The 23,587-nt window shown below is 34.0% G+C and carries 28 protein-coding genes; 7 read left to right on the top strand and 21 right to left on the bottom strand.

Going from position 1 to position 23,587, the window contains the following annotated elements:
- Nucleotides 1-470: 470 nt before the first annotated feature.
- The 3 genes from AB9L17_RS11320 to AB9L17_RS11310 are packed head-to-tail and all read right to left on the bottom strand — an operon-like array spanning nucleotide 471 to nucleotide 2,390.
- Nucleotides 471-983, bottom strand: a complete 513-nt coding sequence (locus AB9L17_RS11320) for a hypothetical protein (protein WP_375200638.1) — start codon at nucleotides 981-983, stop codon at nucleotides 471-473.
- Nucleotides 967-1,884 carry an ATP-grasp domain-containing protein gene (locus AB9L17_RS11315; protein ID WP_375200637.1) on the bottom strand — a complete coding sequence of 306 codons (918 nt, stop codon included), beginning with the start codon at nucleotides 1,882-1,884 and terminating at the stop codon, nucleotides 967-969. The genes AB9L17_RS11320 and AB9L17_RS11315 overlap by 17 nt, the downstream gene beginning before the upstream one ends.
- Before the next feature lie 2 nt (nucleotides 1,885-1,886).
- Nucleotides 1,887-2,390 (bottom strand): immunity 22 family protein, encoded by a 504-nt coding sequence (locus AB9L17_RS11310; protein WP_375200636.1) that lies wholly within the window; start codon nucleotides 2,388-2,390, stop codon nucleotides 1,887-1,889.
- Nucleotides 2,391-2,635: 245 nt separating this feature from the next.
- Here AB9L17_RS11310 and AB9L17_RS11305 point away from each other — a divergent pair, with 245 nt between their 5' ends.
- Nucleotides 2,636-2,800 carry a hypothetical protein gene (locus AB9L17_RS11305; RefSeq protein ID WP_375200635.1) on the top strand — a complete coding sequence of 55 codons (165 nt, stop codon included), beginning with the start codon at nucleotides 2,636-2,638 and terminating at the stop codon, nucleotides 2,798-2,800.
- 60 nt (nucleotides 2,801-2,860) lie between these two features.
- Here AB9L17_RS11305 and AB9L17_RS11300 read toward each other — a convergent pair whose 3' ends face one another.
- The 10 genes from AB9L17_RS11300 to AB9L17_RS11255 all read right to left on the bottom strand — a co-directional run bounded on the left by AB9L17_RS11300 (nucleotide 2,861) and on the right by AB9L17_RS11255 (nucleotide 9,762).
- The gene (locus tag AB9L17_RS11300) at nucleotides 2,861-3,649 is read right to left on the bottom strand and encodes a class I SAM-dependent methyltransferase (protein WP_375200634.1); all 789 of its coding nucleotides are present in this window, start codon (nucleotides 3,647-3,649) and stop codon (nucleotides 2,861-2,863) included.
- Nucleotides 3,637-4,068 carry a BrxA/BrxB family bacilliredoxin gene (locus tag AB9L17_RS11295; RefSeq protein WP_375200788.1) on the bottom strand — a complete coding sequence of 144 codons (432 nt, stop codon included), beginning with the start codon at nucleotides 4,066-4,068 and terminating at the stop codon, nucleotides 3,637-3,639. The genes AB9L17_RS11300 and AB9L17_RS11295 overlap by 13 nt, the downstream gene beginning before the upstream one ends.
- A 219-nt stretch (nucleotides 4,069-4,287) precedes the next feature.
- A complete protein-coding gene (locus tag AB9L17_RS11290) occupies nucleotides 4,288-4,425 on the bottom strand; it encodes a hypothetical protein (protein ID WP_375200633.1) in 138 nt (45 codons plus the stop codon).
- Nucleotides 4,426-4,569: 144 nt separating this feature from the next.
- On the bottom strand, nucleotides 4,570-5,115 hold the full coding sequence (locus AB9L17_RS11285) for a site-specific integrase (RefSeq protein ID WP_375200632.1): 546 nt from the start codon (nucleotides 5,113-5,115) through the stop codon (nucleotides 4,570-4,572).
- Nucleotides 5,116-5,241: 126 nt separating this feature from the next.
- On the bottom strand, nucleotides 5,242-6,045 hold the full coding sequence (locus AB9L17_RS11280) for a DUF5677 domain-containing protein (protein WP_375200787.1): 804 nt from the start codon (nucleotides 6,043-6,045) through the stop codon (nucleotides 5,242-5,244).
- 26 nt (nucleotides 6,046-6,071) lie between these two features.
- Nucleotides 6,072-6,194 carry an XtrA/YqaO family protein gene (locus AB9L17_RS11275; RefSeq protein WP_375200786.1) on the bottom strand — a complete coding sequence of 41 codons (123 nt, stop codon included), beginning with the start codon at nucleotides 6,192-6,194 and terminating at the stop codon, nucleotides 6,072-6,074.
- Between the two features lie 51 nt (nucleotides 6,195-6,245).
- Complete coding sequence (locus AB9L17_RS11270) at nucleotides 6,246-6,842, bottom strand: hypothetical protein (RefSeq protein WP_375200631.1); 597 nt, start codon at nucleotides 6,840-6,842, stop codon at nucleotides 6,246-6,248.
- 56 nt (nucleotides 6,843-6,898) lie between these two features.
- Nucleotides 6,899-7,399: a hypothetical protein gene (locus AB9L17_RS11265; protein ID WP_375200630.1), complete on the bottom strand. Its 501-nt coding sequence runs from the start codon at nucleotides 7,397-7,399 to the stop codon at nucleotides 6,899-6,901.
- 353 nt (nucleotides 7,400-7,752) lie between these two features.
- The gene (locus tag AB9L17_RS11260; protein WP_375200629.1) at nucleotides 7,753-8,940 is read right to left on the bottom strand and encodes a helix-turn-helix domain-containing protein; all 1,188 of its coding nucleotides are present in this window, start codon (nucleotides 8,938-8,940) and stop codon (nucleotides 7,753-7,755) included.
- Between the two features lie 27 nt (nucleotides 8,941-8,967).
- On the bottom strand, nucleotides 8,968-9,762 hold the full coding sequence (locus tag AB9L17_RS11255) for a hypothetical protein (protein ID WP_375200628.1): 795 nt from the start codon (nucleotides 9,760-9,762) through the stop codon (nucleotides 8,968-8,970).
- Nucleotides 9,763-10,240: 478 nt separating this feature from the next.
- Between AB9L17_RS11255 and AB9L17_RS11250 the strand changes: the two genes are divergently transcribed.
- On the top strand, nucleotides 10,241-11,395 hold the full coding sequence (locus tag AB9L17_RS11250; protein WP_375200627.1) for a tyrosine-type recombinase/integrase: 1,155 nt from the start codon (nucleotides 10,241-10,243) through the stop codon (nucleotides 11,393-11,395).
- Nucleotides 11,396-11,449: 54 nt separating this feature from the next.
- On the opposite strand, the gene AB9L17_RS11245 is transcribed toward AB9L17_RS11250, so the two are convergent.
- The gene (locus AB9L17_RS11245; protein ID WP_375200785.1) at nucleotides 11,450-12,052 is read right to left on the bottom strand and encodes an NADAR family protein; all 603 of its coding nucleotides are present in this window, start codon (nucleotides 12,050-12,052) and stop codon (nucleotides 11,450-11,452) included.
- A 52-nt stretch (nucleotides 12,053-12,104) separates the two neighbouring features.
- Nucleotides 12,105-13,127: a phosphoribosyltransferase-like protein gene (locus tag AB9L17_RS11240; RefSeq protein WP_375200626.1), complete on the bottom strand. Its 1,023-nt coding sequence runs from the start codon at nucleotides 13,125-13,127 to the stop codon at nucleotides 12,105-12,107.
- 543 nt (nucleotides 13,128-13,670) lie between these two features.
- Here AB9L17_RS11240 and AB9L17_RS11235 point away from each other — a divergent pair.
- Nucleotides 13,671-14,681: a hypothetical protein gene (locus AB9L17_RS11235; protein WP_375200625.1), complete on the top strand. Its 1,011-nt coding sequence runs from the start codon at nucleotides 13,671-13,673 to the stop codon at nucleotides 14,679-14,681.
- Nucleotides 14,682-14,903: 222 nt separating this feature from the next.
- Here AB9L17_RS11235 and AB9L17_RS11230 read toward each other — a convergent pair whose 3' ends face one another.
- On the bottom strand, nucleotides 14,904-15,047 hold the full coding sequence (locus AB9L17_RS11230; RefSeq protein WP_375200624.1) for a hypothetical protein: 144 nt from the start codon (nucleotides 15,045-15,047) through the stop codon (nucleotides 14,904-14,906).
- A gap of 124 nt (nucleotides 15,048-15,171) precedes the next feature.
- Between AB9L17_RS11230 and AB9L17_RS11225 the strand changes: the two genes are divergently transcribed.
- Nucleotides 15,172-15,519, top strand: a complete 348-nt coding sequence (locus AB9L17_RS11225) for a hypothetical protein (RefSeq protein WP_375200623.1) — start codon at nucleotides 15,172-15,174, stop codon at nucleotides 15,517-15,519.
- Between the two features lie 116 nt (nucleotides 15,520-15,635).
- On the opposite strand, the gene AB9L17_RS11220 is transcribed toward AB9L17_RS11225, so the two are convergent.
- The 4 genes from AB9L17_RS11220 to AB9L17_RS11205 all read right to left on the bottom strand — a co-directional run bounded on the left by AB9L17_RS11220 (nucleotide 15,636) and on the right by AB9L17_RS11205 (nucleotide 19,365).
- Complete coding sequence (locus AB9L17_RS11220) at nucleotides 15,636-15,899, bottom strand: lysozyme (protein WP_375200784.1); 264 nt, start codon at nucleotides 15,897-15,899, stop codon at nucleotides 15,636-15,638.
- Nucleotides 15,900-16,161: 262 nt separating this feature from the next.
- Nucleotides 16,162-17,463, bottom strand: a complete 1,302-nt coding sequence (locus AB9L17_RS11215; protein WP_068986719.1) for an MFS transporter — start codon at nucleotides 17,461-17,463, stop codon at nucleotides 16,162-16,164.
- Nucleotides 17,464-18,353: 890 nt separating this feature from the next.
- The gene (locus AB9L17_RS11210) at nucleotides 18,354-19,052 is read right to left on the bottom strand and encodes an SRPBCC domain-containing protein (protein ID WP_375200622.1); all 699 of its coding nucleotides are present in this window, start codon (nucleotides 19,050-19,052) and stop codon (nucleotides 18,354-18,356) included.
- Nucleotides 19,039-19,365, bottom strand: coding sequence for a metalloregulator ArsR/SmtB family transcription factor (locus tag AB9L17_RS11205; protein WP_375200621.1), 327 nt, complete (start codon nucleotides 19,363-19,365; stop codon nucleotides 19,039-19,041). Before AB9L17_RS11205 ends, AB9L17_RS11210 begins: the two co-directional genes overlap by 14 nt.
- 402 nt (nucleotides 19,366-19,767) lie before the next feature.
- Here AB9L17_RS11205 and AB9L17_RS11200 point away from each other — a divergent pair, with 402 nt between their 5' ends.
- Nucleotides 19,768-19,971 (top strand): translation initiation factor 2, encoded by a 204-nt coding sequence (locus AB9L17_RS11200; RefSeq protein WP_317853414.1) that lies wholly within the window; start codon nucleotides 19,768-19,770, stop codon nucleotides 19,969-19,971.
- A gap of 773 nt (nucleotides 19,972-20,744) precedes the next feature.
- Here the strand turns inward: AB9L17_RS11200 and AB9L17_RS11195 are convergent.
- A complete protein-coding gene (locus AB9L17_RS11195) occupies nucleotides 20,745-20,882 on the bottom strand; it encodes a hypothetical protein (RefSeq protein ID WP_375200620.1) in 138 nt (45 codons plus the stop codon).
- Between the two features lie 443 nt (nucleotides 20,883-21,325).
- Here AB9L17_RS11195 and AB9L17_RS11190 point away from each other — a divergent pair, with 443 nt between their 5' ends.
- Both AB9L17_RS11190 and AB9L17_RS11185 read left to right on the top strand, forming a co-directional pair.
- Nucleotides 21,326-21,943, top strand: coding sequence for a hypothetical protein (locus AB9L17_RS11190; protein WP_375200619.1), 618 nt, complete (start codon nucleotides 21,326-21,328; stop codon nucleotides 21,941-21,943).
- Between the two features lie 506 nt (nucleotides 21,944-22,449).
- Complete coding sequence (locus AB9L17_RS11185; protein WP_068986714.1) at nucleotides 22,450-22,839, top strand: spore coat protein; 390 nt, start codon at nucleotides 22,450-22,452, stop codon at nucleotides 22,837-22,839.
- Nucleotides 22,840-23,587: the final 748 nt, after the last annotated feature.

Below are 23,587 nucleotides of genomic sequence, written 5' to 3'. Positions count from 1 at the left end.
CTTCGCTAATTCTATCCATCATTTCAGCCAACATTGCCTGAAAAATTAGACAAGGGGCAGCCTCGCCTTTGCGAAGCCACCCCTTTAGTATTTGATAGGTAACATTTTTGTAAATTGTAAAGTCTCAACCCAATCATCTGGGGAATGTTATCTTGAAACGTATATGTTTCACTCGCCGCGGTAAAATTCCACTGTGTGCCTTCTAACTTAAGCAACGCAAACCCAACCTTCTTTTGCGTCCTTGCAGCCCCAAAGCATGCGCCAGTGTGAATAAGTATCCTCAAAAACAAAAAGTAGAATGCCAGATTACAGAAACATGCCACCTAAAATAGCACGTTATATATTATACTATAGTGAATTTAAAAAGTAAAGCTTTCATTTCATATCTTACCCATGTTGCACAGACGATAAAGTTCTCACAATCGATTACTGATGTAACTCTTTATCCCCAATTTATTTTGCTACATCCTCTACTGTTTTCTTTTTTCCATCAAATTAAAAACTTCGTCCATATCCATTTCAAACATCACTGAGTCTTGTGAAATAGGCGCAAAATAATAGGTAACTTTTTCTGCCCCATATTCTTTCTCTAACTGCAACCACTCTTCCGTTGGTAGCAGACAAAAAGCTAAAGTATCACCGCCGAGTGAATCCATGTACCAACGGATTTGATAGTTTGGAGCCATAAAGTCCTGAATAGCTTTCAAGGTTGTGTCTCTATCAGTTCTTTCTTCATCATACGGGATTGCTTTCTTCACCCCATCTTTCATCAAGAAAATATCAACGCCCCTAGGCATATCATTTTCAATAAGTTCAAATTTCAGTTGATCTTCTTCAGGTAAGAAACCGTTAAAATATTCAATAATAGAATCGTCAAAATCTTTCCAATCCACCCACACCAATACTTCACTACCCCAAAACCTTTCTTCTTCCGCAGATGGATTTTTCAAAAATAGCTCGATTTCTTCATATACTTGGCTCATACATATCCTCCTTCAAAGACTTATAAAATTTTTCCACATCAACAGCATTTCCAGGTAATCCTGATACTTGCCCATCTCCAACCTCAATAATAAGCCATCGACCATCAACCGTTTTTCCTATATCGATGGAGAAAAAGTTACTGTTAAACTGACTAGCTAACTGAATAAAAATGTCCAAATTAGGTTGCCCATAATCATAAGTAATCTCTTCCCAATAATCTAGCACTTGTAAAAGCTGACGCTTAAAAAACATCAATCTATATTCTCTCGACAGCGGCATACCACTCTTAGGGTGTTCAGCTACCTTCTCTAATGAAATAAATTCACGAAAGACAATCCCACCATTGAGATCCTGACCTTGTCTCTCAATAAAATTTTGGACTACAAAATCAAGCTGTTTTTTATCAGACGCATCAGGAATAAAACAAGCGTCTTCCCACTCATGCTTTCTTGATTTCACATAGTCCTTAATGAGAATCGGTTGTTGATGGAATTCAGCAACACTCTCATAGATACTATTGTAATCTTGATGAACAGCAGCTATCTCAAGCCATCTACTTTTAGGCGTGTAATCTTTAATAATTGGATAGGCGTTTGGAAAGTAATGACAAGCTACATATTGCGTGGGGTCATTAATAAGCTCCAAGTTTTTCTTTAGCAACCCTTGATATAACTTTTCATAATGTTCAGGACTCAACATCCAGCCACGATAAATGACCGTTTCCAGTGTATGTGAAGGCTCAATAAGACGTAATGCTTGCTGCACTTTATGATCTAATACGTCTTCGAGAAGAAATAAATCAACCTTAAACCCAAGCGATTTCGCTGTATTCATTTCTAATTCATAATCAACATCAACAGATCGGTTGTTTAAAGGATCACTACAAAAAAGAATTCTCATGGCTATCCCCTTTCATCATCGAAATCAATCTTACCAATAAAGTCAATCAGGCATGTATCATGATTGACAGTTGAAATCTGCCCATCATAATCAACACCGTACAATAAAATAATCGTATTGTATGGTGTCGATAATTCATTACCTACCATTGAAATAAATCTTTCTTTAAAATGCTCGGAATAAGAGAAATCATCATTGATTAATTGATGAAGATTAATAGAAGAGGACTCATAACAAACGGCTTCACAAAAATCTTCATCAAAGGTTAATCCAAAATCATATTCAAATTGATTGTAAAATTCATCATAAAGCTCTTTAAATTCATCTTCACAAGCGCGGTGTTGATTTTGCGGTAAGAAAAGCTGCTCTAGCTTTTGGGAGAACTCTTCATCTGTCTCGTCCTCACGCTGGTACACCGTGGCAAGATAGTGATTAAGCTGTTCATCATTTTTAAAACGGCCAACCCAAATCGATACATATCCGCTGTTTTCTTCGTAGTAAATCAATGCATCACTCCCTACCTACATATGTATAATAATCTCCTATTGCCCAACATGAAGGTATTTAATGTAAAACTACCTCTTTATAAGGGGGGAGAAACATTCCAAATAAATAACAACCCATTACTGTTTCATATTACCATATTATCAAATATACCTCTGCATAATTGCGTCAAGAATCGGCCGGAGGTTTTAGGCCAACAGATGTTTCTTGTGCAAAACCGTAGCGACAACAAAAGGGTTTTATCTGCGTGAAAGCGAAGCGGCAGCGGCAGATGTTTTTTGTGCGAAAGCGCAGTGCCAACGTAGCGTCAGCAACATGGTTTTATCTGCGCGAAAGCGAAGCGGCAGCGGCAGATGTTTTTTGTGCGAAAGCGCAGTGCCAACGTAGCGTCAGCGGCAACAACATGATGTAAGTAATTTTTAGATAAAAAATAGAGGCAAGTCCAAAGTGAACAAGCCTCTTGAAAATATTTCTACACATTTAGAACACCATAATGAAATTTCGCAGTTGTTCTTTCAAATTGTTGAAAACGATATTTGGCAAACCACTCTGAGCGAAAATGAGCCTTTAACACAACCCGTTTTCTCGCTACTCGCTTCGCCTCACTTACCCAATCATCCGTTAATGTCACATGTTCCCCAGCTAAGCGTAATGCCTCAAAATTATTTGCTTCTTCAATAATCTCTTCAAACATGGGATCCATATAAACGATATCAAAAGCATTATCTGGTAAAGTCTTCAAATAGCTAATTGCTTCAGCATGCACCACTTCAATTTGGCGCATACATGCAGTTAACGGTAACTCAGTCGTATCATAGGATTGCATCCCCTGCTCAACAATAAATGCCACATTAGGATTCGCTTCCAACCCAACAACTCTGCCCGCTTCGCCAACTGTATAGGCCGCCAACATAGCATCCGCAGCAAGTCCCAGCGTACAATCAAGCACCGAATCCCCTATTTCAAGCTGTGCCGCTTCTAAAAACGGCTCCGCTTCTCCACGAGCTACACGTTTTAAGCGAAAAGCTGCAGAATTCGGATGAAAGAAAAACGGCTCATTCGCGCCAAAAGCATAATATTCAAAACGATTTTTCCCTGCAACGATCACATGCGCATGCAATTCCTGAGAAATCTTCCGAACAGAACGCTTTTTCCTTGGTTCAAACGAAGCATCTAATTGTTCACATGCAAAAGCAGCGAGCGCCAACGATAAATCGTCTGGTCTGCCCGCTGTCGTAACAATGGTTTTTACTTCTCGCATGTTTGCTCTAAAACACCTGTTAAATGTGTAACAATCTGCTCTACAGGGAATCCTTCAATTTGCTCGCGCGGAATGAAGTAAGCCAATTCCCCATCCTTTAAAATCGCCATCGACGGTGAGCTTGGTGGTACATCCTCAAAAAAGCCACGCATCGCAACAGTCGCCTCAGGATCCTGACCCGCAAAAACCGTCACAAGATGATCCGGCTTCACCGCCGCCACAGCCTCACGAGCTGCTGGACGCGCCAAACCAGCCGCACAACCACAAACCGAGTTAATCACAACCAACGAAGTCCCCTTCGCCTCCGCCATAAATTCATTCACCGCATCAGCAGTAGTCAGCTCCGTAAAGCCAGCCTCCACTAACTCCTCTCGCATCGGCTTCACTACCTGTTTCATATATTCATCGTAAGCGTTCATGCTTTTACCCTCTTTCATATGTATTCGCAAAGCTTATTATAGCAAGGTTTCTCACGAATGTACAAAGACTTGCCTTTTGCCCGATTTCATGCGTTTTCGGGGGAAATGTGACTTTTTCGTGATTATGGTGACTTTTTTGTGTAACGAAGGGTGGTTTGGTTAATGCTCGTTACACACCTAAAAAATGGGTTTTAATCCGTACTAAGAATTTAGCAGTTGCTAATCACCAGTTGAAAAGAACGGTAACTGCTCATCCTTACTTATCCAATACTCCTTGTCTATCTCCAACAATTCAATCTCAGCTTTTACTATATCATTAATGCGTAATAAATCCACATAATTCTTCATTATCTCCATCACCGTCTGGCCCCTTTCAGTTCACTTCAATGTATATTGTGTTGAACTCATCACATAGCTTTAATGCCAGTTATCACAATCCTTTGAGCAATTTCATAAAATTCAGTTCCTCACTATCTTTTTAAAGGGAACTAAATAGAAAAGTTAAGTCCTAAAATCCTTCATTGCTTTGTCCATTTGATCTTGGTTGATGCCGATATAACGCAGCGTAATTTTAGGAGATGAATGATTAAGTATCTCCTGTAATAACGCTACGTCTTTTGTCTGTTTGTAAAAATGATAGCCAAATTTTTTCCTTAAGGTATGAGTCCCTATATTTTCTTCAAGTCCAACAGCTGATGCTGCTTTGTTTAATATCTTGTATGCTGTACTACGACTAATAGGCTTATTAACACCTTCACGACTCTTAAATAAATATTCATGCTCATCCTTGCCCTCAACATATTGTTTCAACTCTCGTTTTAATTGTGGTGTCATTTCGATACGTCTGGCCTTTTTAGTTTTTTTCTCCACCACATTAAAATATGGCTTCTGTGTATCTGAAACTTTTAGCTGTAAGATGTTAGAAATACGAAGGCCACTGTTAATCCCAACCACAAACAACATGTAATTGCGATAGTTCCACTCAAACAAATACTTTTTGATTACACGAATGTATTCTGGATCGCGTATTGGTTGTACAAAATTCATATATTGATCCTCCTTCTTTACGTTCTTAAAAATCCACTTTTAAGGAAATAAAAAAGAGGACAACAAATGACAACAGCGTTTGCTGCTATCAAATGTTGTCCTTCAGTGAGCTGGTAGAACTTTAATTTACCTTTGAATTTGTGAGGCAATAAAATTCGGTTTACTAATAATTTTGGTATAGGGTACATTATATTTTTTAGCAATCATCAAGGAAGCTTCTCCTACAAAACTGATGATCCAACTATATATACCTTCTGTACTAAAATCTAGATCACTTTGACTGGCAAAGTTAAATACTCTTTTCGCATCTCTACTGTGAACTTCAGTTGACCAAGTTTTAAATACAATAACATATTCTGCAATGTATCCCAATTCAAAACACAGGTCTTGGAAATTATTGAAATCCCCGCCCGCTTTATACCATTTTTCACCAGTTTTATCTCCAGTTTTTTCGTGAAATGTGCCGGGTTTACTTTTATTTTCTCTAACCTTTTCGAAACGTTTTGTTAATTCTAAATATTCATTCCTTATTTTATCATAGTCTGTAGGTTTAGCTCTTTCTAATTCTTCAATTGTTACTCCTAATTGTTTCATTGCTTCAGCTGTTAATTTTTTTTGCATTAACTCTGTTTGTTTATAAATTTGTATTTTAGCTGAGAGAGAATATGCTTTTGTTCTTTCTCTAGTATGCTTTTGCAAAATAAATATTAAATATATCCTAGCTTCGAATATACTTCTCATAACTGCCTCAGTTCCTATCAATGAACCTTCATTTGCTAAAACTATTAAACTTTTTGATTTTTTTACAATGCTAGAAAATAAACCAATAATTACTTCATCTTCAAAATCTAAATACTTCTCTCCGTTAAATCTTTTTAATAATTTATCTAATAGTTCTTCACCACTTTGTAATACTGCTTCAGCCGCCACCTTGCTCAAAGCTCTTCACCCTCGTTCTATTTAATTAGTTTCACCTGCCCTTGGTGTGTAATGATCTTTGTTTCGGCGTTTTCTGAAAGCTCTGCTACCTTTGCCACACCTTTCAAAAGAACCATTATGCAACTCTCAGGTAAATCCATTATATCAATATAAAGGATCACAATACATGACTAGTAGAACTATTTAAGTTTTCACTTCCTCCCCAATATCGGAGGAAATTCCTCTCTCAAAAAACTTTCTACTATATACAAAATTTTACATATATGTTCTTTATTTTTATCTTTTGCGCTTAAATATCCATATTTAAAACTATACTTTTCATAGTATTTATTATTAAATTCTTTAAGTCTTAAACAATAAGTACTTGAAGATCCTGAATTAATATGATTGTCCAGTCTCTTATTTAGTGAATATTCTGATTTCCCTATATATAAAAGATACATATTATTTGAAATTGGTGTTATTTCTTCATTTAAAGCAGGTACTTTATCATTGCTTTTTTTAAAGGCTCCCCAATCTTCTTTAAATTCTTGAATATTATCTGTAATTAAAAAGAAATAATAAACACCAGCTAATTTAGAATTAGTATTATAGGCGAAATTATCAATACTTTCGAAATTTATATTTTTACCATTGTTGCTCGGAAAAATTTGATCAAAAACATTCTTCCAAAGATTATAAACGGTTGGATTAAAGGCTTTCCTAGTGCTCAAACTCGCTGTAATATAATTTATTAAGTTACTATTAAAAACATCTATTTTTTTATACAACTCTTCTTTACTGTTCAAAGTACCTATCCTCCATAATCATTGCTAATTATTTCAACATATGACTGTTAGCTTTTTTATTTTATACTAGATAAAATGTTTTCCATATTATTAATATAATACTCCAACCATTCTACGCTAGATTTATTGTTTTCCTGTTTTTGATGCTTAAAAAACAAGTTCCCATAAACTCCGTGAGAGTTACCAATTAATTCAACTGCTTCCTTATATAAAATAATATATTCAATTAAGGAGAATGCTTTTTCTGTTTCTTTAATCATTCGATTAATATCAATTAGATCTAGCATTTTCCCTCTTGTAATTAACTTAACTATTAACTCATTATAATTGTCAGCTAATTCCCCTTCTGCCTTTCCAGCTTTTAAAAACATATCAAGATCCATTTTTGATTTCTCATGAACTTCTTTAATAATGTATACATAGTTTTTAATTAATAATTCACTTTTATTATCAGTATCCTTATTCCCGACCATAAATACAATAATTGCAATACCTCCTGTAATAATTGCTCCAATGAGTGCCCCTAAAAAACTAGGATCTTTTAAAACCTCTATCAAAACTCCTCACCTTCATCCCTTTTAACTCGTTTCACCTGCCCATGATGTGATTGTCTTTGTTTCGGCGTAGGCCGGTAGCTCGGCTAACTTGGCCACACCTTTGAAAAAACTATTACTCAAGTCCAGGTAGTTCCATTATACCAAGATAGAACTTTCCATCAACCCCAATATATTACTTTTGTCAGATATTTGCTTACGCCTTTTTGACGTTATCCTTTTTTCTCATCAAATCTCGTCTGCAATGTTCTCAAATGACTCACCCATCTCAAATGAAATAAAAAAGGAGGACAACAAATGGCAATAGCGTGTGCTACTATCAATTGTTGTCCTCCAGTGAGCCAGTAGAACTTGTATTAATTTGTTTTAAAGCCTAATTCTTTCACAGAAAATGTTCTGTTTTCATTTTCTCGATGCTTCTCAAAGAATTCATTTTCAATCCCCGTAAGTAAAGTTAAGAAGATTTGATCCACTTTTAGTTCGTCCATAATCTCAGATACTGTGTATAATCCATTATCAAAAAGTAATTGTAAAATACTCTTTATTTTTGTAGGACGGTTTATCGGAATTTCTCTATCTAAAGGCTCAATAACTTTATAACCATTTTTATTAATGGACATATAGAAATAACGATATTTTTGATAATCAATAATGTTTAATTTAAAAGCTCTTGAAGCAATTGCTTGCAAAGATACCAACCACTTTTGCTTTATATCAATGTAAGCATCTGGATTAGATCTTTTGACTATGGTACTACAATCTTTTCTAAATTGCTCTTCAGGCAATAAAAATGCAGACGCAAAATCATTCGCTTCATCCTCAAGAAGTTTGTATGCTTTTTTATCTTGCATAGTAAATTCGACTTTATAATGTAACAATAAATGACCTAACTCATGTGCTAAATCAAAGTTCCTTCTTACAGCTGACTTCTTGATTGTGCCTAGAAAAATATAAGGTCTATTTTCTTCGCTCCACAAACTATAGGCATCGATAGTTTCCCCAATTTCTTTTTCAAATATAAAAACCCCGGATTTTTCTAACAAAAACAGTAAATTTTTATTAGAATTAATATCCATTCCAAGCTTTTCACGTGCTAATGCAGCAACATGATTTATCTGGGTATCTCTTTCCATATTCGAATTATTTCGCAAAAATGAAATTGTTTCATTTCGCAATTCCAACAGTAAATTCTTTGGATAATTGATTTTAGTTTCAATTTTTCTTAGAAATGAATCAATAAATCTCACATGCATCGATTCACTTTGGGATTTATTTAGTGAATTAATAGTTTCAGAACGATATGCAATATGCTCTACTTGAATATTATTCATATCCGTTTTTTTAAGCAAATCATCATTGTAAAAATATGAAGATTTGACTTTAAAAGTTGTCTTTAATTTATTTACTACCTCCAGTTTTGGAGACACATACCCATTCTCATACTGCCAAATAGCCTGTTCAGTTACACCAATTTTTTCTGCTAGTTGATTTCTGCTCAAGTCATTTAGTATCCGTATATTGGTCAAACTTTTCCCTACGAACACAGAATATACCTCCCTGGTTTTATATCATCAACCTTGGTCTTCCTTATCTTTCTCATCATCTTTTAATTCAATATCGAATTCCTCTGCATCATCTTTTAATGCAATATCGAATTTGAAGGCATCATAACTCTCATCCATATTAGTAGATAATGCATCTTTTAATTCATCATCAATAACAACATTATTCGAAGGAGTAACATATTTAATTAAATCATCAATTAGATATGCTTTATTATTAACAGGATTAGGCATCAGAAGAGAAATTTTTGAGATCAATTGATTTTCATCAATTTCATAAGTGATGATATAAAAACGATCGTATTTTGAATTTGTTTTCTCAATTTCAGTAGTATCTAGTTTACCCCAAAAATGCTCTTCAATTAATTCTAATTGGACGGAATCACTAGCATTTTCTGTTTCAATGTTTCCAAAATCAACATCTAAATTAATTTCCATTAATTTAGTCATATAAGACATTTTTGTACTACGCGTCACACCCTTAGCATCTTTTCCTTGATCAACCTGCTCTTCATTGAAATATTTCGCATTTTTCATTATGAACATTATCTTCTCTTCATCTTGATTGAATTGTAAATATTGCCAAGTTAATCCTGCTTTAGCTAATTTACTTTTCACACCATAAGATTCACAGGACTTAGCAACTTGATCATCGATATGGTTCCCCTTTACCCAAGCATAGGCACTACTTACTTTCATTGATCGAGATTTTTCTCTCCTAACTTCAAGATACTCACGGTACCCTTCCATTAACCCATCAACTATTTTTTGATTTAATTCATCTTCTAACTTGTAATTTTCCAACTAACATACACCCCCGTATTTTTCTTTAAATAAATCAATGATATAATTTTATTAAAGAAAATATGATTTGTATATGTTTTTTTTAAAGTCCGGATGCTTCTAGCACTTTTTCTTTCTTTTATTCTCTCCATTTTACTTACATTCGATTCTTAATAATCCTATTTTTACTTTTCATAGAAGATTTATATCTATTGTAATGTTTACCTACCTTGCATAAATGGAACGTAGACTATGTGCCAATTAAGAAAAGCACACCCTAAGTTAAAACTCCTCCCAATCGCTGAAGCCTATAAATGTGATTACATAAAGCTGATTGAAGCAGCTGGTTTTTCGGATGATCCTTCTTATAATCCAACATTAAAATAACCTTTCGCTCACAATCTCAGCAATGGCATAAGTCTCTCCCCAATTGCAATGAGAAGGATGTTGAGAAACTAAAAATAATTTTGGATGTAATTCATGAAGGTAGTGTTAATTAGTGCATTTCGTTCAAATTAATAAGACAACTTGGCGTTGTACTGGCGAGGGTCCACGTAACCCTTCCACTGGTAAACGTCGTCAAATTACACGTCGTGGTAAAAGTAAAAGCGAAGCACGTGAAAGAGTGGAAAAAGCAATTACTGAGCTAAAGAAAGCATATACCTTTGATACAAAGATAACGTTTGAAGAGTTTAGCCAAGATTGGCTGAAACTCTACCGTATGAAAGGCAATAAGGAAACGACTAATGACCATCGAGCTTACTGCATTTCCCTACTCAATCGTTACTTAGCGAAAAAGAAAATGACCGCTATCTCAACTATTGAATTACAAGGTGTCCTAAATCACCTATTTGAAAACGGCACAGCATTTAATACGCTGCGTGGCACTCATAATGCAGCCAAAATGATTTTTGCCTATGCGAAGGAAACTGGATTAATTGAGATAAACCCTGTAGAAGCTACTTTTGTACCAAAGAAGAAAATGACGTTAGGAGAAGTTACTACTGAGGAAACAGCAAAGCTTTATTTAGAAACAGATGAATTGAAGGAATTTTTAAGTTACGTTGACAAGCACCGTAATATCATGTACCGCACATTGATTTACACAATCGCCTTCACAGGTATGCGCCCAGGCGAAGCTGTTGCCCTTAAGTATGAGGATGTCGATTTAGAGAAGAAGGTTATCCATATCAACAAAACGGTCTATGCGAAAAAAAGTATACGAGGTGACTTTGAGCTCACTCCACCAAAAACCTTTGGCAGTATCCGCTCAGTGGATATTGATGATATTGTAGTGGAGAATTTAAAGCAGTTTTATCAATGCCGTGAAGATCGTGAATGGATAAAATCTGGTTTTGTTTTTGGTGATAAGGAAGGAATCCCCCCTACAGTCAAAATGCTCAATCAAACCGTCCGACGCCTTGGAGCCCTCACCGACATCAACAAACAATTCCGCACCTATATCCTCCACCATACTCATATTAGTCTGCTGGCAGAGGCTGGTGTGGACTTGAATTTTAATATGAGTCGTGTTGGTCATAAGAACTCTGATACTACTACGAATATTTATCTGCATATTACTTCTGGAATGCGGGCAGCTGCTACTGAAAAAATGCATGATAAATTTACTCAATTAATAAAAATCAAAAAATAGAGATGCTATAATTTATTTTAGCATCTCTTTATGGAAGTTGAATTATACCAAAGTTTAATCAAATAAAGAAAGACTTTCATATTTTATTTCTGAATTTTTTTGTATTGTTTTTGGTAGATTATTTGTATTAAAATCTAATGCATTAATTGAATTACCACAAAGTTTAAAATCAATAATGTTAGGAACAGAAAGTTCTTTTGAATTAAGGTATTGGGGTAACTCGTCTCTAAGTTCCATAAGTAAGCGACCTAAAGCATTTACCCCCACTAATAAATATTTATCTGAAGGAATGGCACCCCAGAACGAATCTTTATTAGATTCCTCAACGATATCTTTACCTTTTGTACTCAATAATAGTGAACCGAACTTATCCCAATTTTGTATAAGTTTCACACGTAAACACCATCTCATAATTATGAGCTTAATATCTTCCCAATCGCTTCTTGTATATTCACGATATTTTTTACTTTTCATTTTTGCTGTCATCGGGCTTTTCTGTAATATTATTTCTTTTTGAATTTCCGGATAATTAGGAAATCGCATTGCTTGGTAAAGTGCTTCTGATGACAAAATTTGTATATTATTAATCTTAATGGGATATCCAGAGGCCATATTAGATAATCCCCCGTACTCTTCTTTAGTCTTTCTAAAGAATATAACTTCGTTTCTTTTATAGATTCGAGTATCGCTATTAATATTATCACCCCTTCTAATTTGTGATTCTTGGAAACAATGGATACCAATTATTCACTCCAGTGTCAGCTTCAGGATCTCCCCACCAGAGTACAACAGGACAATTGTTAGCTATATTTCTATAAGTAACAAAATAGGAACCAAATCCAATCGTTCTAGAATTATCATAACCCATTGGTCTCATATTTGGATTAGGATTTGTAGCATAAGTAACAATTTCCACACCTTTTTCTAAAAATGCTTTTTCTACAATGCTACGATTAGTTGGGTTGGTAAAAAAATCATCGCTATTTGGCTCTCCATTCCTTCTAAGGAGTGGTATTTTTGCATTCTGTAAATCTGATCTCGTGTCTATAATACCATCTAAATATTCAATTGTGCTACTAGCGTAATCCATTTCTGCTGAAGGCCAATAACTTTCATATTTATATTTACAATCTCTAATTGAATCTTCAAATTCTAATACTCTCCAAAAATGAAATTTCGTTTTTGGTAATACTTTTTCTAATTCTTTTTTAATATAACCAATATTTCTATTATGTATTGCTAAAACTACAATGTCTACTCTACTAACATCTGAAACATCTTCAAATGACCGACTCCAATTTTGAAGATCTCGTATTACTCTATTTCCAGAATAAATCCCATCGTCTATATAAATATATGATAATACGTCCTCTTTACCACATTCACTTATTGAAATATTATATTTTTCTTGAATAATTCTATCCAACACACTAAGTAGTTCTTTTTGACTATTACCGATAGTCTGTGGATTTATAAACTGATACTTCAAAATCGAGTCACAAAAAATTCGTTTCTCTCCTAAAAATATCTCAAAAAAATTAGTTATAACTTCTTTAGATACATAGGTTTTCCCAAGAATATTACTTAATTCAGTTAAAATAGGGACATGATATTGTGAATCAAATTGTTCTATCCACTTTTTCACACGACTTACTGTAACAACACCTCCACCTTGGTAATCTTTAGCTATTTCAACTATCGATTGAACTAAATTAATTTCAGTATTTTCCATACAAACACTCCTATATAATCATTTTTATACATATTATAACAGTATTAACATACTGGTTCCATAATAAGTATAATAATTGTTTATTTAATATTTACAGGATCAATTTTGGATACTGATAGAAAAATAATTAAACCATTATTGGAAAAGCAGAATAAATGTTTACTTTCCGTGACTTTTTTTAAAAATTAATCTCTTTTATCCCCTTTAAACCGAGTTATATCAAGAAACATAAAAAGCATGAACGCTTATATTCATCGTAAGCGTTCATGCTTTCACCCTCTTTCATATGTATTCGCAAAGGTTATTATAGCAAGGTTTCTCGAAGTTGAATAATGTTTCGCTTTCGTCGATATTCACTTACTTTCGGAATTTTGGTTGCTTTTTATTTTTAGACAAACGTTTATATTTTTGTAAAGAAACAATGGAAATAGACCTGCTGGGCCTTCTTGGATAATAAGATAACTAATCACATTTGTCTGTTTTTCATATGTACTTTTCCCTCCAAATTTCCTAGAATGGAAATATAGAGGGAGGTTTTTATAAATGAAGAAAAAATTAATTTTTAGTGCAGCATTAGTTTTAAGTTTAGGTTTGGCTGGATGTGGAACTGATTCATCGAAGGATGAAGAGCCCAAAGAGAATGGTACTAAAACTGAAGAACGACAAAAAATTCTAGCTAAAACAACAGATGATGTAATTAAACATTTTAAAGATGATGGTCTAGACATAGGTGAAGTTTCAGAATTACCAAATGATGAATTTGGAAACATCCGAAAAGAAGGTAAACGAATTTTAATCCCTTCTCTTGGAGGTGATTCAGGCGGTCGATTATTTTTATTCGATAATGAAGAAAATCTAAAAAAAGCAAAGAGTTATTACGATGAATTAGGAAATTCAGGTCCTATGTTTTATTCTCACACTCATCAAAGTGGAAAGTTTTTATTACAGATGAATGGTAATATGGAAGATAATGAATTTGCTAAGTATGCAGCTTCACTAGAAAAAGCTGTAACAGGTTCTACAGATATTGAAATAAAAGAAGAAAGTAAAACCAATAAAGCCGATAATTTAACAGAAGCGAATGTCGGTGATGTAGTGAATGATGATTTTGCAGGTACATATACAATTACCGACTTATATGAAGTACCTACTGAAAAATATAAAAGTGCTGATGTTGAATTTTCAATTGATGGAATGAAAACAGCTTCACTAGTTGCACGTGATCCGGAAATGATTGAAACAGAAGCCGAAACAAATGTCCTTATCTTGTCGATGACAGGAGAAAATTTATCTGACGATACTTTAAGTTTCCATCCAAATACATCTAAAATGACTACTGATACAAAACGTCAAATCAATTCTATTGTTGAAATTTCTCATTTTGAGTCCGAATTTATTGGAAAAGTAATACAAAAAGGTGAGGTTATTTTTGATTTAGGTGAAGAAGGTTTAGAAGGTGTCAAAGAATTAAAGTTTGTTTTTGATAGTGCTTCAAAAGATAACAGATTTATTGGCGAAAAAGTAACAGTAGTTGTACCAGTAAATAAAAAATAGTCACTCAAATTAAATGAATGTTTTCTTTTATTTTTTCATCTGCATTCATTGCAATCATTTCAATTAAAAACACCCTCAAGCGAGAGTGTTAGTCATAATTTATATTACGTAAAGTGATTGATCTATCTCTGATTTACGTCTTTTAAGTTCGGAAAACATTTTAGAAACTATTTTTTGAGAGCCTAGTCCATTGTTTAATGCACCTCGTATTGCAAAGAAGTATTATTGAACATCTCTTTTTGTCATTTCATTAACTGCTCTGCTCCACAACTCACCAAAATCATTTGATTGTGGTGGAGTAAGATTATAAGACTCGGAGAACTTTAAAATAGCTTTTAAACACTTTGCATTTGGTATTTCCATCATAATACTTCCTCCTTATTGGGAGTAACATCCACTTAGTGATTTAATACAAAATACCCTAATATATATTTTAATAACTATGTTACTATTATAATAATTAGGGAATTTATGAAAGGATTGAATTTAATTGAAAAAAGTACTGTATTCAATATGTGGTATTTTTGTTATTGGTATTATTAGCTTTGGAATTTTTCAATATACCCGTCACTTCCCCTCTCGTGATATGGCTATAGAAAATTATATAGTAAACAATGTACCTTATGACTCAGCGCAATTAGTTGATATAGCTGAAACTGATACAACAGATATTTATTATTTATTACTTAGAACGAACGGATCAGATATTATTAATACAACTTCTAGCGTAAAGATTGAAGAAACAGTATTCGGATGGAAAGTAACTGATAGTTCTATCGCACCAAACGTAAATTTGTCTAAATATTTAATAGACTCTGAAACAAAAGAATTAAGGTAAATGACATTCCTTAAAATATTCGTCTCTCTTACAAAAAAGGCATACAGAATTTTATTACTTACATCAACAGCTGGCTTTTTAAATAAAGCAACTTCTTCTTTTCGGCGATTGACAAGTCATTGAAGTCGCTTACCACCAGCGTTGCAATAAAGTAACATCTCGTTTCCTGCTTTATCCCATTGACGAGCATTTAAATATTTTAATAGAGCACTATTTTTTAGTATATGGCAACCTAAGTTGTATTGAAAACTAGCAAGCGCATCATACTGATTTTGGTTAAGTGGTACTTTAACATATTGTTCAATTGTATTGGCATGCTCCTGTACTTGTTTTTGTAGTAGTTCCCACGCTTCATCTTTTTTTGATTGTCTGTCCTTTATTACTGCCTGTCCATTTGGCCATCTTGTCGTACTTAGCTATGCTTGAAAGAGGAAAGGATCGTCGTACTGGTAATTCTATTAAACCAACACCTGAAACATTGCAACAGATCTCTAACGCCTATAAAAGTGATTAAAAAAGCTAATTGAAGTGGCAGGGATTTCAGATGATCCTTCTTATAATCCTGCATTAAGATGCTAAACCAAACCGTCCGACGCTTCGGCGCCCTCACAGAAACGCTTTGCGGCCTATTTATCCCTTGTTTTAAGATTTTTGGACTAGAACCTCTTTTGCTAGACCCCCTTCTTTTCCTACCTTCCCCTCTGTTTCTGACATTTCTCCTTTTGTATCGTTTTCAAAAGTATCGTACATTTTCTCTTTAATGAATAATGCAGGAATTAACCCCATGAATGCATAAGAAATACCTAACACAGCTAGTCCAAATCCAATTGATTGTGTAGTAGCGATAATTCCAATAAGGATAGGAGCTAAAGCTGCACCTATTCTTCCCGTATTATAAGCCGCACCTACAGCGGTTCCTCTAATATGAGTCGGGAAGCTTTCACTTAAATAAGTAGCATTTACACCATACGGCGCTCCATATACGAAACCTAGAACAGTCATTAAAATAATGATGTTTCCTGGCGATTGATAAAAATATATGACTGGTAGCATGACCGCTGTAGATAATCCTGCAATCACGAAAACCCCACGACGACCAATTACATTGGCAACCCAACCAGCAAGTGCTTTACCAAGAATCGAAGCTGTATATGTCCCAATTAAATAACCTGTCATTTCTTTGAAATTAAAGCCCAATTCTTTAACGATATACGTCGGTAACCATGTACCTACTCCGTAATAGCCGAATTGCAATAGAGAAGAAGTTACTATCCATAATAGAAAGATTGTAAAAACTTTCTTATCCCTAAACAACGCAAGCCATTCATTTGATTTCTTAACTTTAGATGTCTTAGCTTGTTCTTTAGCCAATCTCCAGCCAGTAGGTTCAGGTACTTTTACTCGAATATAGATCGCCACAACAACCGGGAAAATTGAAATTAAGAATAACGGTCTCCAACCATATTCAGGTAGAATCGCGCCCGCTAATAAAACAGCGACTAAATATCCTAATGAATAGGAAGAACCTAATACGCCCATAATAGTTGCTCTATTTTTAACTTTTACATATTCAGCCATTAACATTGTGGCTAATGAATATTCAGCCCCCATACCAATTGCTGATATGAAACGAACAATAATAAATTGTTCATATGTTTGTACAAAAGCTAAGAGAGCGGTTCCAACTGAGAATAATATCATCATATAGGTCATCATTTTAACGCGGCCAAAGCGGTCAGATAACCAACCTCCTAAGATTCCACCAAGTGCCATCCCTAATAAAGAGAATGTACTGATCCAACCAGCAGTCTTGGTATCTAAGACGAATTCGTCAATTAGGCTCGGCATTACTAATGACAACATTTGGATATCCATACCATCAACTGTTAAACCTATAAAACTAGCTACAAATACAATTTTCCATAGATTTGAGTTCTTTTCCATAACCTATCTCCTTCCGCATCCCTAGATTGTTTTGAAAGAATTATCTACAAGCAAAATGAAGATACTGCATAGATCGTTTTGGAAAAAAAGGTATAATAGTATTGTTTTCTAGTTTAGAAAATCAAGTAGAGGGAATATACATAGATGCGGAAGATTCTTATGAAGATTGGACATCTCCTACTTGTTTAAGCGCGAATTATAGTTTTAATTTATTTTGAAACTAACGACACCAAAACAATTTATACGGTATTTATTACCTCCCTTTAAATAATTATACATTCCACTGAATTATTTAACAATTCTAAATGTTGAGTTTAATCAGAACAGATAGTAACCAGGAGAGTATTGCAACATTTGATCAATTTGGTAATATTAGAGCCATTAAAGAAATCGTAGTTACTATAAATGCTCACATAGAAAATACTAATTTAACCGCTTATTATATTGTTAAAGTAGGTGCTGCAGAGGGTAACTTTATTTTCGTTTCAACTTTAAATTTGTGCCGCTTCAGTTTCTTTTTTATGGAACGTTCCGTATTTTTTGTTTCTTTCTTTTGGAACGTTCCATTCGATTCATTCTCTACCAAACTCTGGATCTATCGGCTACTAGAACACGCCGGCCTTCTTCTGTATCTAATGTTTCTGAGATACTTCTCACCCGTAATCTAATCGATGCAGTTTTCAAAGCATAATAAAAAGCCTTACCGTGCTAGTGATAAGGCTCGTCTACTGAGGTAAAATAGTTAGTTATTGGTTGTTCTTTTTCTCACGTACATTCCGAACTATTCTTTTGTAAAATACTTTGGATCAATTTGATCAATAAGTGAAGAAGATAAATATGAGTTTTTTCAAAAAAAGATGCTATCAAGTTAACTTCTTTTTAATTGAATATTAATAAGGTACAGGATAAATATCGACAAGACAGTTTACCTGTGACTTTTCATTTTTTCTTTCTATTGTTAAGGTAACATTGCAATTAACATTTTTTGTATTCAATGTTCTTTCAAATGATTCGTATCCTCCGATTTCTTCTCCATCTATCGCTAGTATAATATCCTCAAGTTTAATTCCAGCAGCTGCAGCGACTGAATTTTCCTTCACCTGTAAAACTCTTGTACCTCTGCCCCCATCGTTTGATGTGTGTGCAATACCAATCCACGATTTCCAAAACTTTGCACGATTATCAGTACCAGTTTCATAAACACTCTTGAGATTTTCTAAGAATTGACTTGTACCAAATAACATATTTTCCTTTGTAGATTGATTCATGCCACCAAGAACGGAAGCCTGATATTCAATACTCACTAGAATACCATTTTCAACTTTTTCTAAAGTAGTAATGGTAGTAAAATCCCCATCAATGCTCTCAAGTACAAAGCGTTTCATTGGATCTATTTCTGTGAAAACACCTTCAGATGTTGCTCCCCAACCATGATTCATATAACCTCTTCCGCCAATACGAAATTCTATCTCAGCATTTTTTGTATACCAAAGATTTAAATGCTCAGGCTTAGTCAATGCATCCCAAATTTGCTTCAAAGGTGCATTAACAACAATTTCTCTCTTTATAGAATCCTTACTCTTCTTCATCTCGAAACTCCCCTTTTTCCACATAATTTTTTAGACTTACGAGCTGATCATCAAGTAGTTCTCCGATGTATTGAAGCATTTCATGACTGGCGATTTGGAGTATGTTGAGATTTATTGAATAGATACGATACTTCCCATTCAAGCTCTCCGAAATAATTCCTTCCTCCAATAAAATATTCAAGTGCTTTTTAATTCCTGGTTGAGAGATATCAAATGCTTCAACTATCTCCTTTTGGGTTTTGCTTCCTTGTTTAAGCATACTTAATATCTGGCGTCGCGTTGCATCACCTAATGCTCGATAAACATTTGGCATGATCATTCCCTCACTTTTTACATAACTGTTCGGTTATATAAAATATAAATATACACAAAAACAATGTCAACACTTTTCTGAAAAATAAAAAAATTCTCTTATACGTACACCAGTTCGTTCATTGCTCAGCCCATTGTGTAAATCACTTAACTACAGTCAACTTAAACTCATCTACAGAACAACTTCTGTTGAAAATCTGGTGCTATCTCAGTTCAATTACAATTGAATAAATCCTAATTTCTCTACATGATTGCCTCGTATGAATAAATTTTTCATTTCATTTTTTCAACGTGAAGCATATGATACAATATCGGACTTATTCTGAAGGAGGGATGGAACATAAATAACAATAATGGTAATTCGAGTCAATCCAATGATTCTCTTGAGATTTATGCAGCCAAGTTGACCTACGTCGGCGCAGCTATTTCTACATTAGGAGATGGAATTCAAACAATCGCTGCTGGTCTAGCATTAGATGCGTTAAGAAATTCCAATACCCAAAATTCACAAAATGATGCGAAACAATCCTTGCAAAAAGATAATATGCAAAAACAGATTGATCATCTTATTTACGAATTAAAGCAAATAAAAAAAATAATCAAATAATGTACATACAATATTTCTAGATTTTATCGTCGTTTAAAAGTAAAAAAGGAGTGTTTTTCTTGAAAAAACTACTGGTATACAAGAAATAATTACTGATGCTCTAATTTTCATAAATGCAGCTTTTTGAAAACTTCAAATGAAAATAAAAAATTTTTAGGCATTTAACGTTTCTAGTAAAAATATGAATTCTTAGCCAATTGGAATTATCCAATTGGCTTTTTACAGTTTTTATTACTACAAAAAACTTACTGTGTTCAAATGAAATGTCAACATGAATCTTTTTTAACTCTCTTTCGTAAATACATTAATAACACTTCTATGGAGGTACCTAATGAAGGATATTCTTAAAGGGATTTTAGCAGTAATTTTAGCCTTAGCTTTATGGGATGGTATTAAATACATATGGAATCTTCTTATTTAAACGTCGAGAAAAATCCAATTTTCGGTTGTCTATTTATTTTAATAAATGACATCTGAGGCATGCCCTAACCCATTGGCGAGAGTTTAATTATTATTAAACCAGCCAGCGCATCATACTGATTTTGATTAAGGCAACCAACCATTTTCTACCTGCTTGACGAGAGCGAAACATACTCGCAAATGTCTAATGAATTTGTTGACATTTACCTATTTTTGTTTTATATTTACAATATCCATGTGCTGTTTAACAGGTAACTGTTAGGCAGCTTTTTATTTAATTTAAAAATACGCCGCGCTTAATCACTCCACCAATAGCTATGATGGTTAACCCACATATCGCACAAAACAAACTCCTACTGTTTTTGATCTTGTCCAACCTCTGGCATATTAAAATCATTCACTAACCACTTCACCATCTGAACCGCCGCCACTTGCCCTCTAAAACCAAGCGTCCATACATTTAGCACCTCCAACTGTTGAAGGCTATTCATAACCTTACCCACTTCCTTATCATTAATTTTCTAACTAACCTGTAGTGCTTCTAAACTACAAATAATGTCATAGGCCTTTCAATGGCTACATAGTAATCTTACATAGCGTCCATTCCGTACATCATGGTACCCGTTGCAACTTGTCCGTCTGTGCATGAATGTTGGCATATCCATTGTGTTTAATTCTTTTTCGTACTTAGAAATACGGCTACGATGTAATTTGTCTGTTAATTGTTGTTGTGTGAAATTTGCTTTTACTCGTAAAGCGTATCATTATGCGTCCGAAATCGACTTTGTAAATGGATGGCCTTTACCTTCTCTCTTTATAGCGATCTTTATTATTCAGTTTTGTAACTCTCAGCCAATTAGGTTGTCGTTCATACACGACGGTTGTCATGGACGATACAAATGTGGAATTTTTACAAATAAAGGAGTTGTAATGAATGTCTTCAAAAAAGATATCTGTCGGTCTTACACAATTTACAGACTTTACTTTCAAGGGGGTTACTGGTAAAACCTCTATGGTAAGACAAATAAAATATCAAAATGATTACAATCCTGCTTTCGATTACTGGAAACCATTACGAGATGGTATCCGAAAATTTCATGAGAAAGAATTTAGTAACGATTACCTGCTTTCTCTTGTAGAAAAGGTTTCTCAAGCTAAACAAAATAATTACCTTGAAGCAGTCAAAGCACATTTAAAATTTATTAAAAATAAAGATATTGAATGGTTTGAACCAGGCAAATCTAATTGGAGTAGCGAATATATAACCGTTCGTTCTTCACCAGAACTTGGATTAAAGATTGACGGAGTTCCACATTTAATCAAGTTATATTTCAAAGGGAAGGACGAACGAATTGATAAAAACAAATGTCGCTCCTCTTTGACACTATTAAATCAATCTGAATTCACCATTGAGCATGCTCCTGATGTAAAACCTGCAATTTTAAACGTCCAAAAAGGTAAACTAATTTCAGATAACCCCTCCACTGAAGATCACCTAATTGCTCTTGAATCTGAAGCAGCACAATTTATGGTCATCTGGAATAAAATTTGATCAAGTTCTAAACCTATCTCTTTTTTGTCCTATATTCGCCATCAGAGATTAGGAATATCTTTTCTGTAACTGGTTCAATGCTGCTGGTAAATTTAAGCCTTCTTTTTAGCAATAGTGATATAATACTTTTGAGAAACCTCAAAGGGCATAATCAATTCTGAGCTGTAGCGTCTGATCACGCTGCGGCTTTTTTCATTTGGTCCCATTTCCTCAAATTATTCAGCAAATGTTCCAGCATAATAAAGTGTTTAAAAAGCTGAACCTTAAATTATATGGGCTTTATAGTCCAATTTTAAACAACATTATTAATATCTATTTCGAGGATTATCTTCTTACGATCAAAACTAAACAACTTCCATGTATTCAACATTTGCTTCTTTAGCAGTCATGCTGGAACAACTACTATGAATGTTTATTTTAATTATTTTTCACTCTACCTTCCTTATTGTCCAAACAATTGTATTCAATATGAATAACTTATTAATAGGAGAGGAGGTGAATATCAAATGGCATCATTTGAAATTGGAGCAAGAAGTCTTTTCAATTTCCGAAACGAACGCTTTTTCCTATTTGTTGAAGATGAAATTACAATTCCAGATGAAGGTGTGGAGATTGATCCAGTTAATATCTATGAGATTGACCAACAAACTTTCAATTTTATCAGAGATGAAGGAGATACACCTGTGATTCGACCAGTTATTAAACTTCCAACTGTACCACCTGGATTTAAATTAGAACGAAAATGTATTTTTACAGTTGATAATGCATATTACGTAATTTATGATTTAGAAAATGGAACAGATAACAATGTTTTATTAAGAATCGGTGCAGCTTTATTTAACTCCATGAGAAATTCTGGTGTTCGTGAATGTGTTCCTCAAGATTTCATTAACTAAATGTTATTGCCCTTTTAAATGTAAGGGTTCAAACAAGCAACCGATTTTATTGGCTGCTTGTTTTTTATTTTGAAGGTATTTATGCATGTTTAACACTTTAAAATGAAACGACTTAATTATTACTAGACAGCAAATCAAATATCCTTAACTTTCATTACACCCACTAATTCTCGTGGGCCTGTAATAACTTGTCTAACTATCATCTTCTACATAAATTCCCCTTTCTAAATTCACTTATTTTGCCCACTTCGAAGATTACTGATCTGCTCAAGTTCTTCCCAATCCTTCTTAACTGCCTATAAGTTGCACCCTCTACACAGAATTAAAAGCTCTACGTTTTGGAGATTCTCGGCAATCAATGAAGAAAATACGTGCCTATTCACGATTTAAGTTTCTTCGAGCTAGCTGTTTAGTGTCTGCAGACATTTTTATTTTGCTGTAGTTGAGTTTGTTTCTTTTGTTGACTAAAAAGACTTTGTATTTATCTTCTCCATTTGTTTCAGGTAAAGCATAAGCGATTTCTTCAAGGACAAACTCATTAAGATCTAAATGTTTAGGTTATTTCTTTTAACAATCTTTCTCCCCTCCTCAAAGTCAGGATGTCTGTTTGGTAAGAAGCGATTAATGAGAAAACTAGGCTCATAAATATTTTCTGTTTTTAATGTATTTATTATTGCATTCATTTTATATTGCAGTTATTATTACGTTATACGTTATATCGCCAAACGTAATAAAGTTTTTCAAAAGG

Source organism: Lysinibacillus sp. RS11, from assembly GCF_042019215.1.
GTDB lineage: Bacteria > Bacillota > Bacilli > Bacillales_A > Planococcaceae > Lysinibacillus > Lysinibacillus xylanilyticus_A.
The sequence above is the reverse complement of the archived record's forward strand: the minus strand, read 5'-3'. Positions and strand labels throughout refer to the sequence as shown.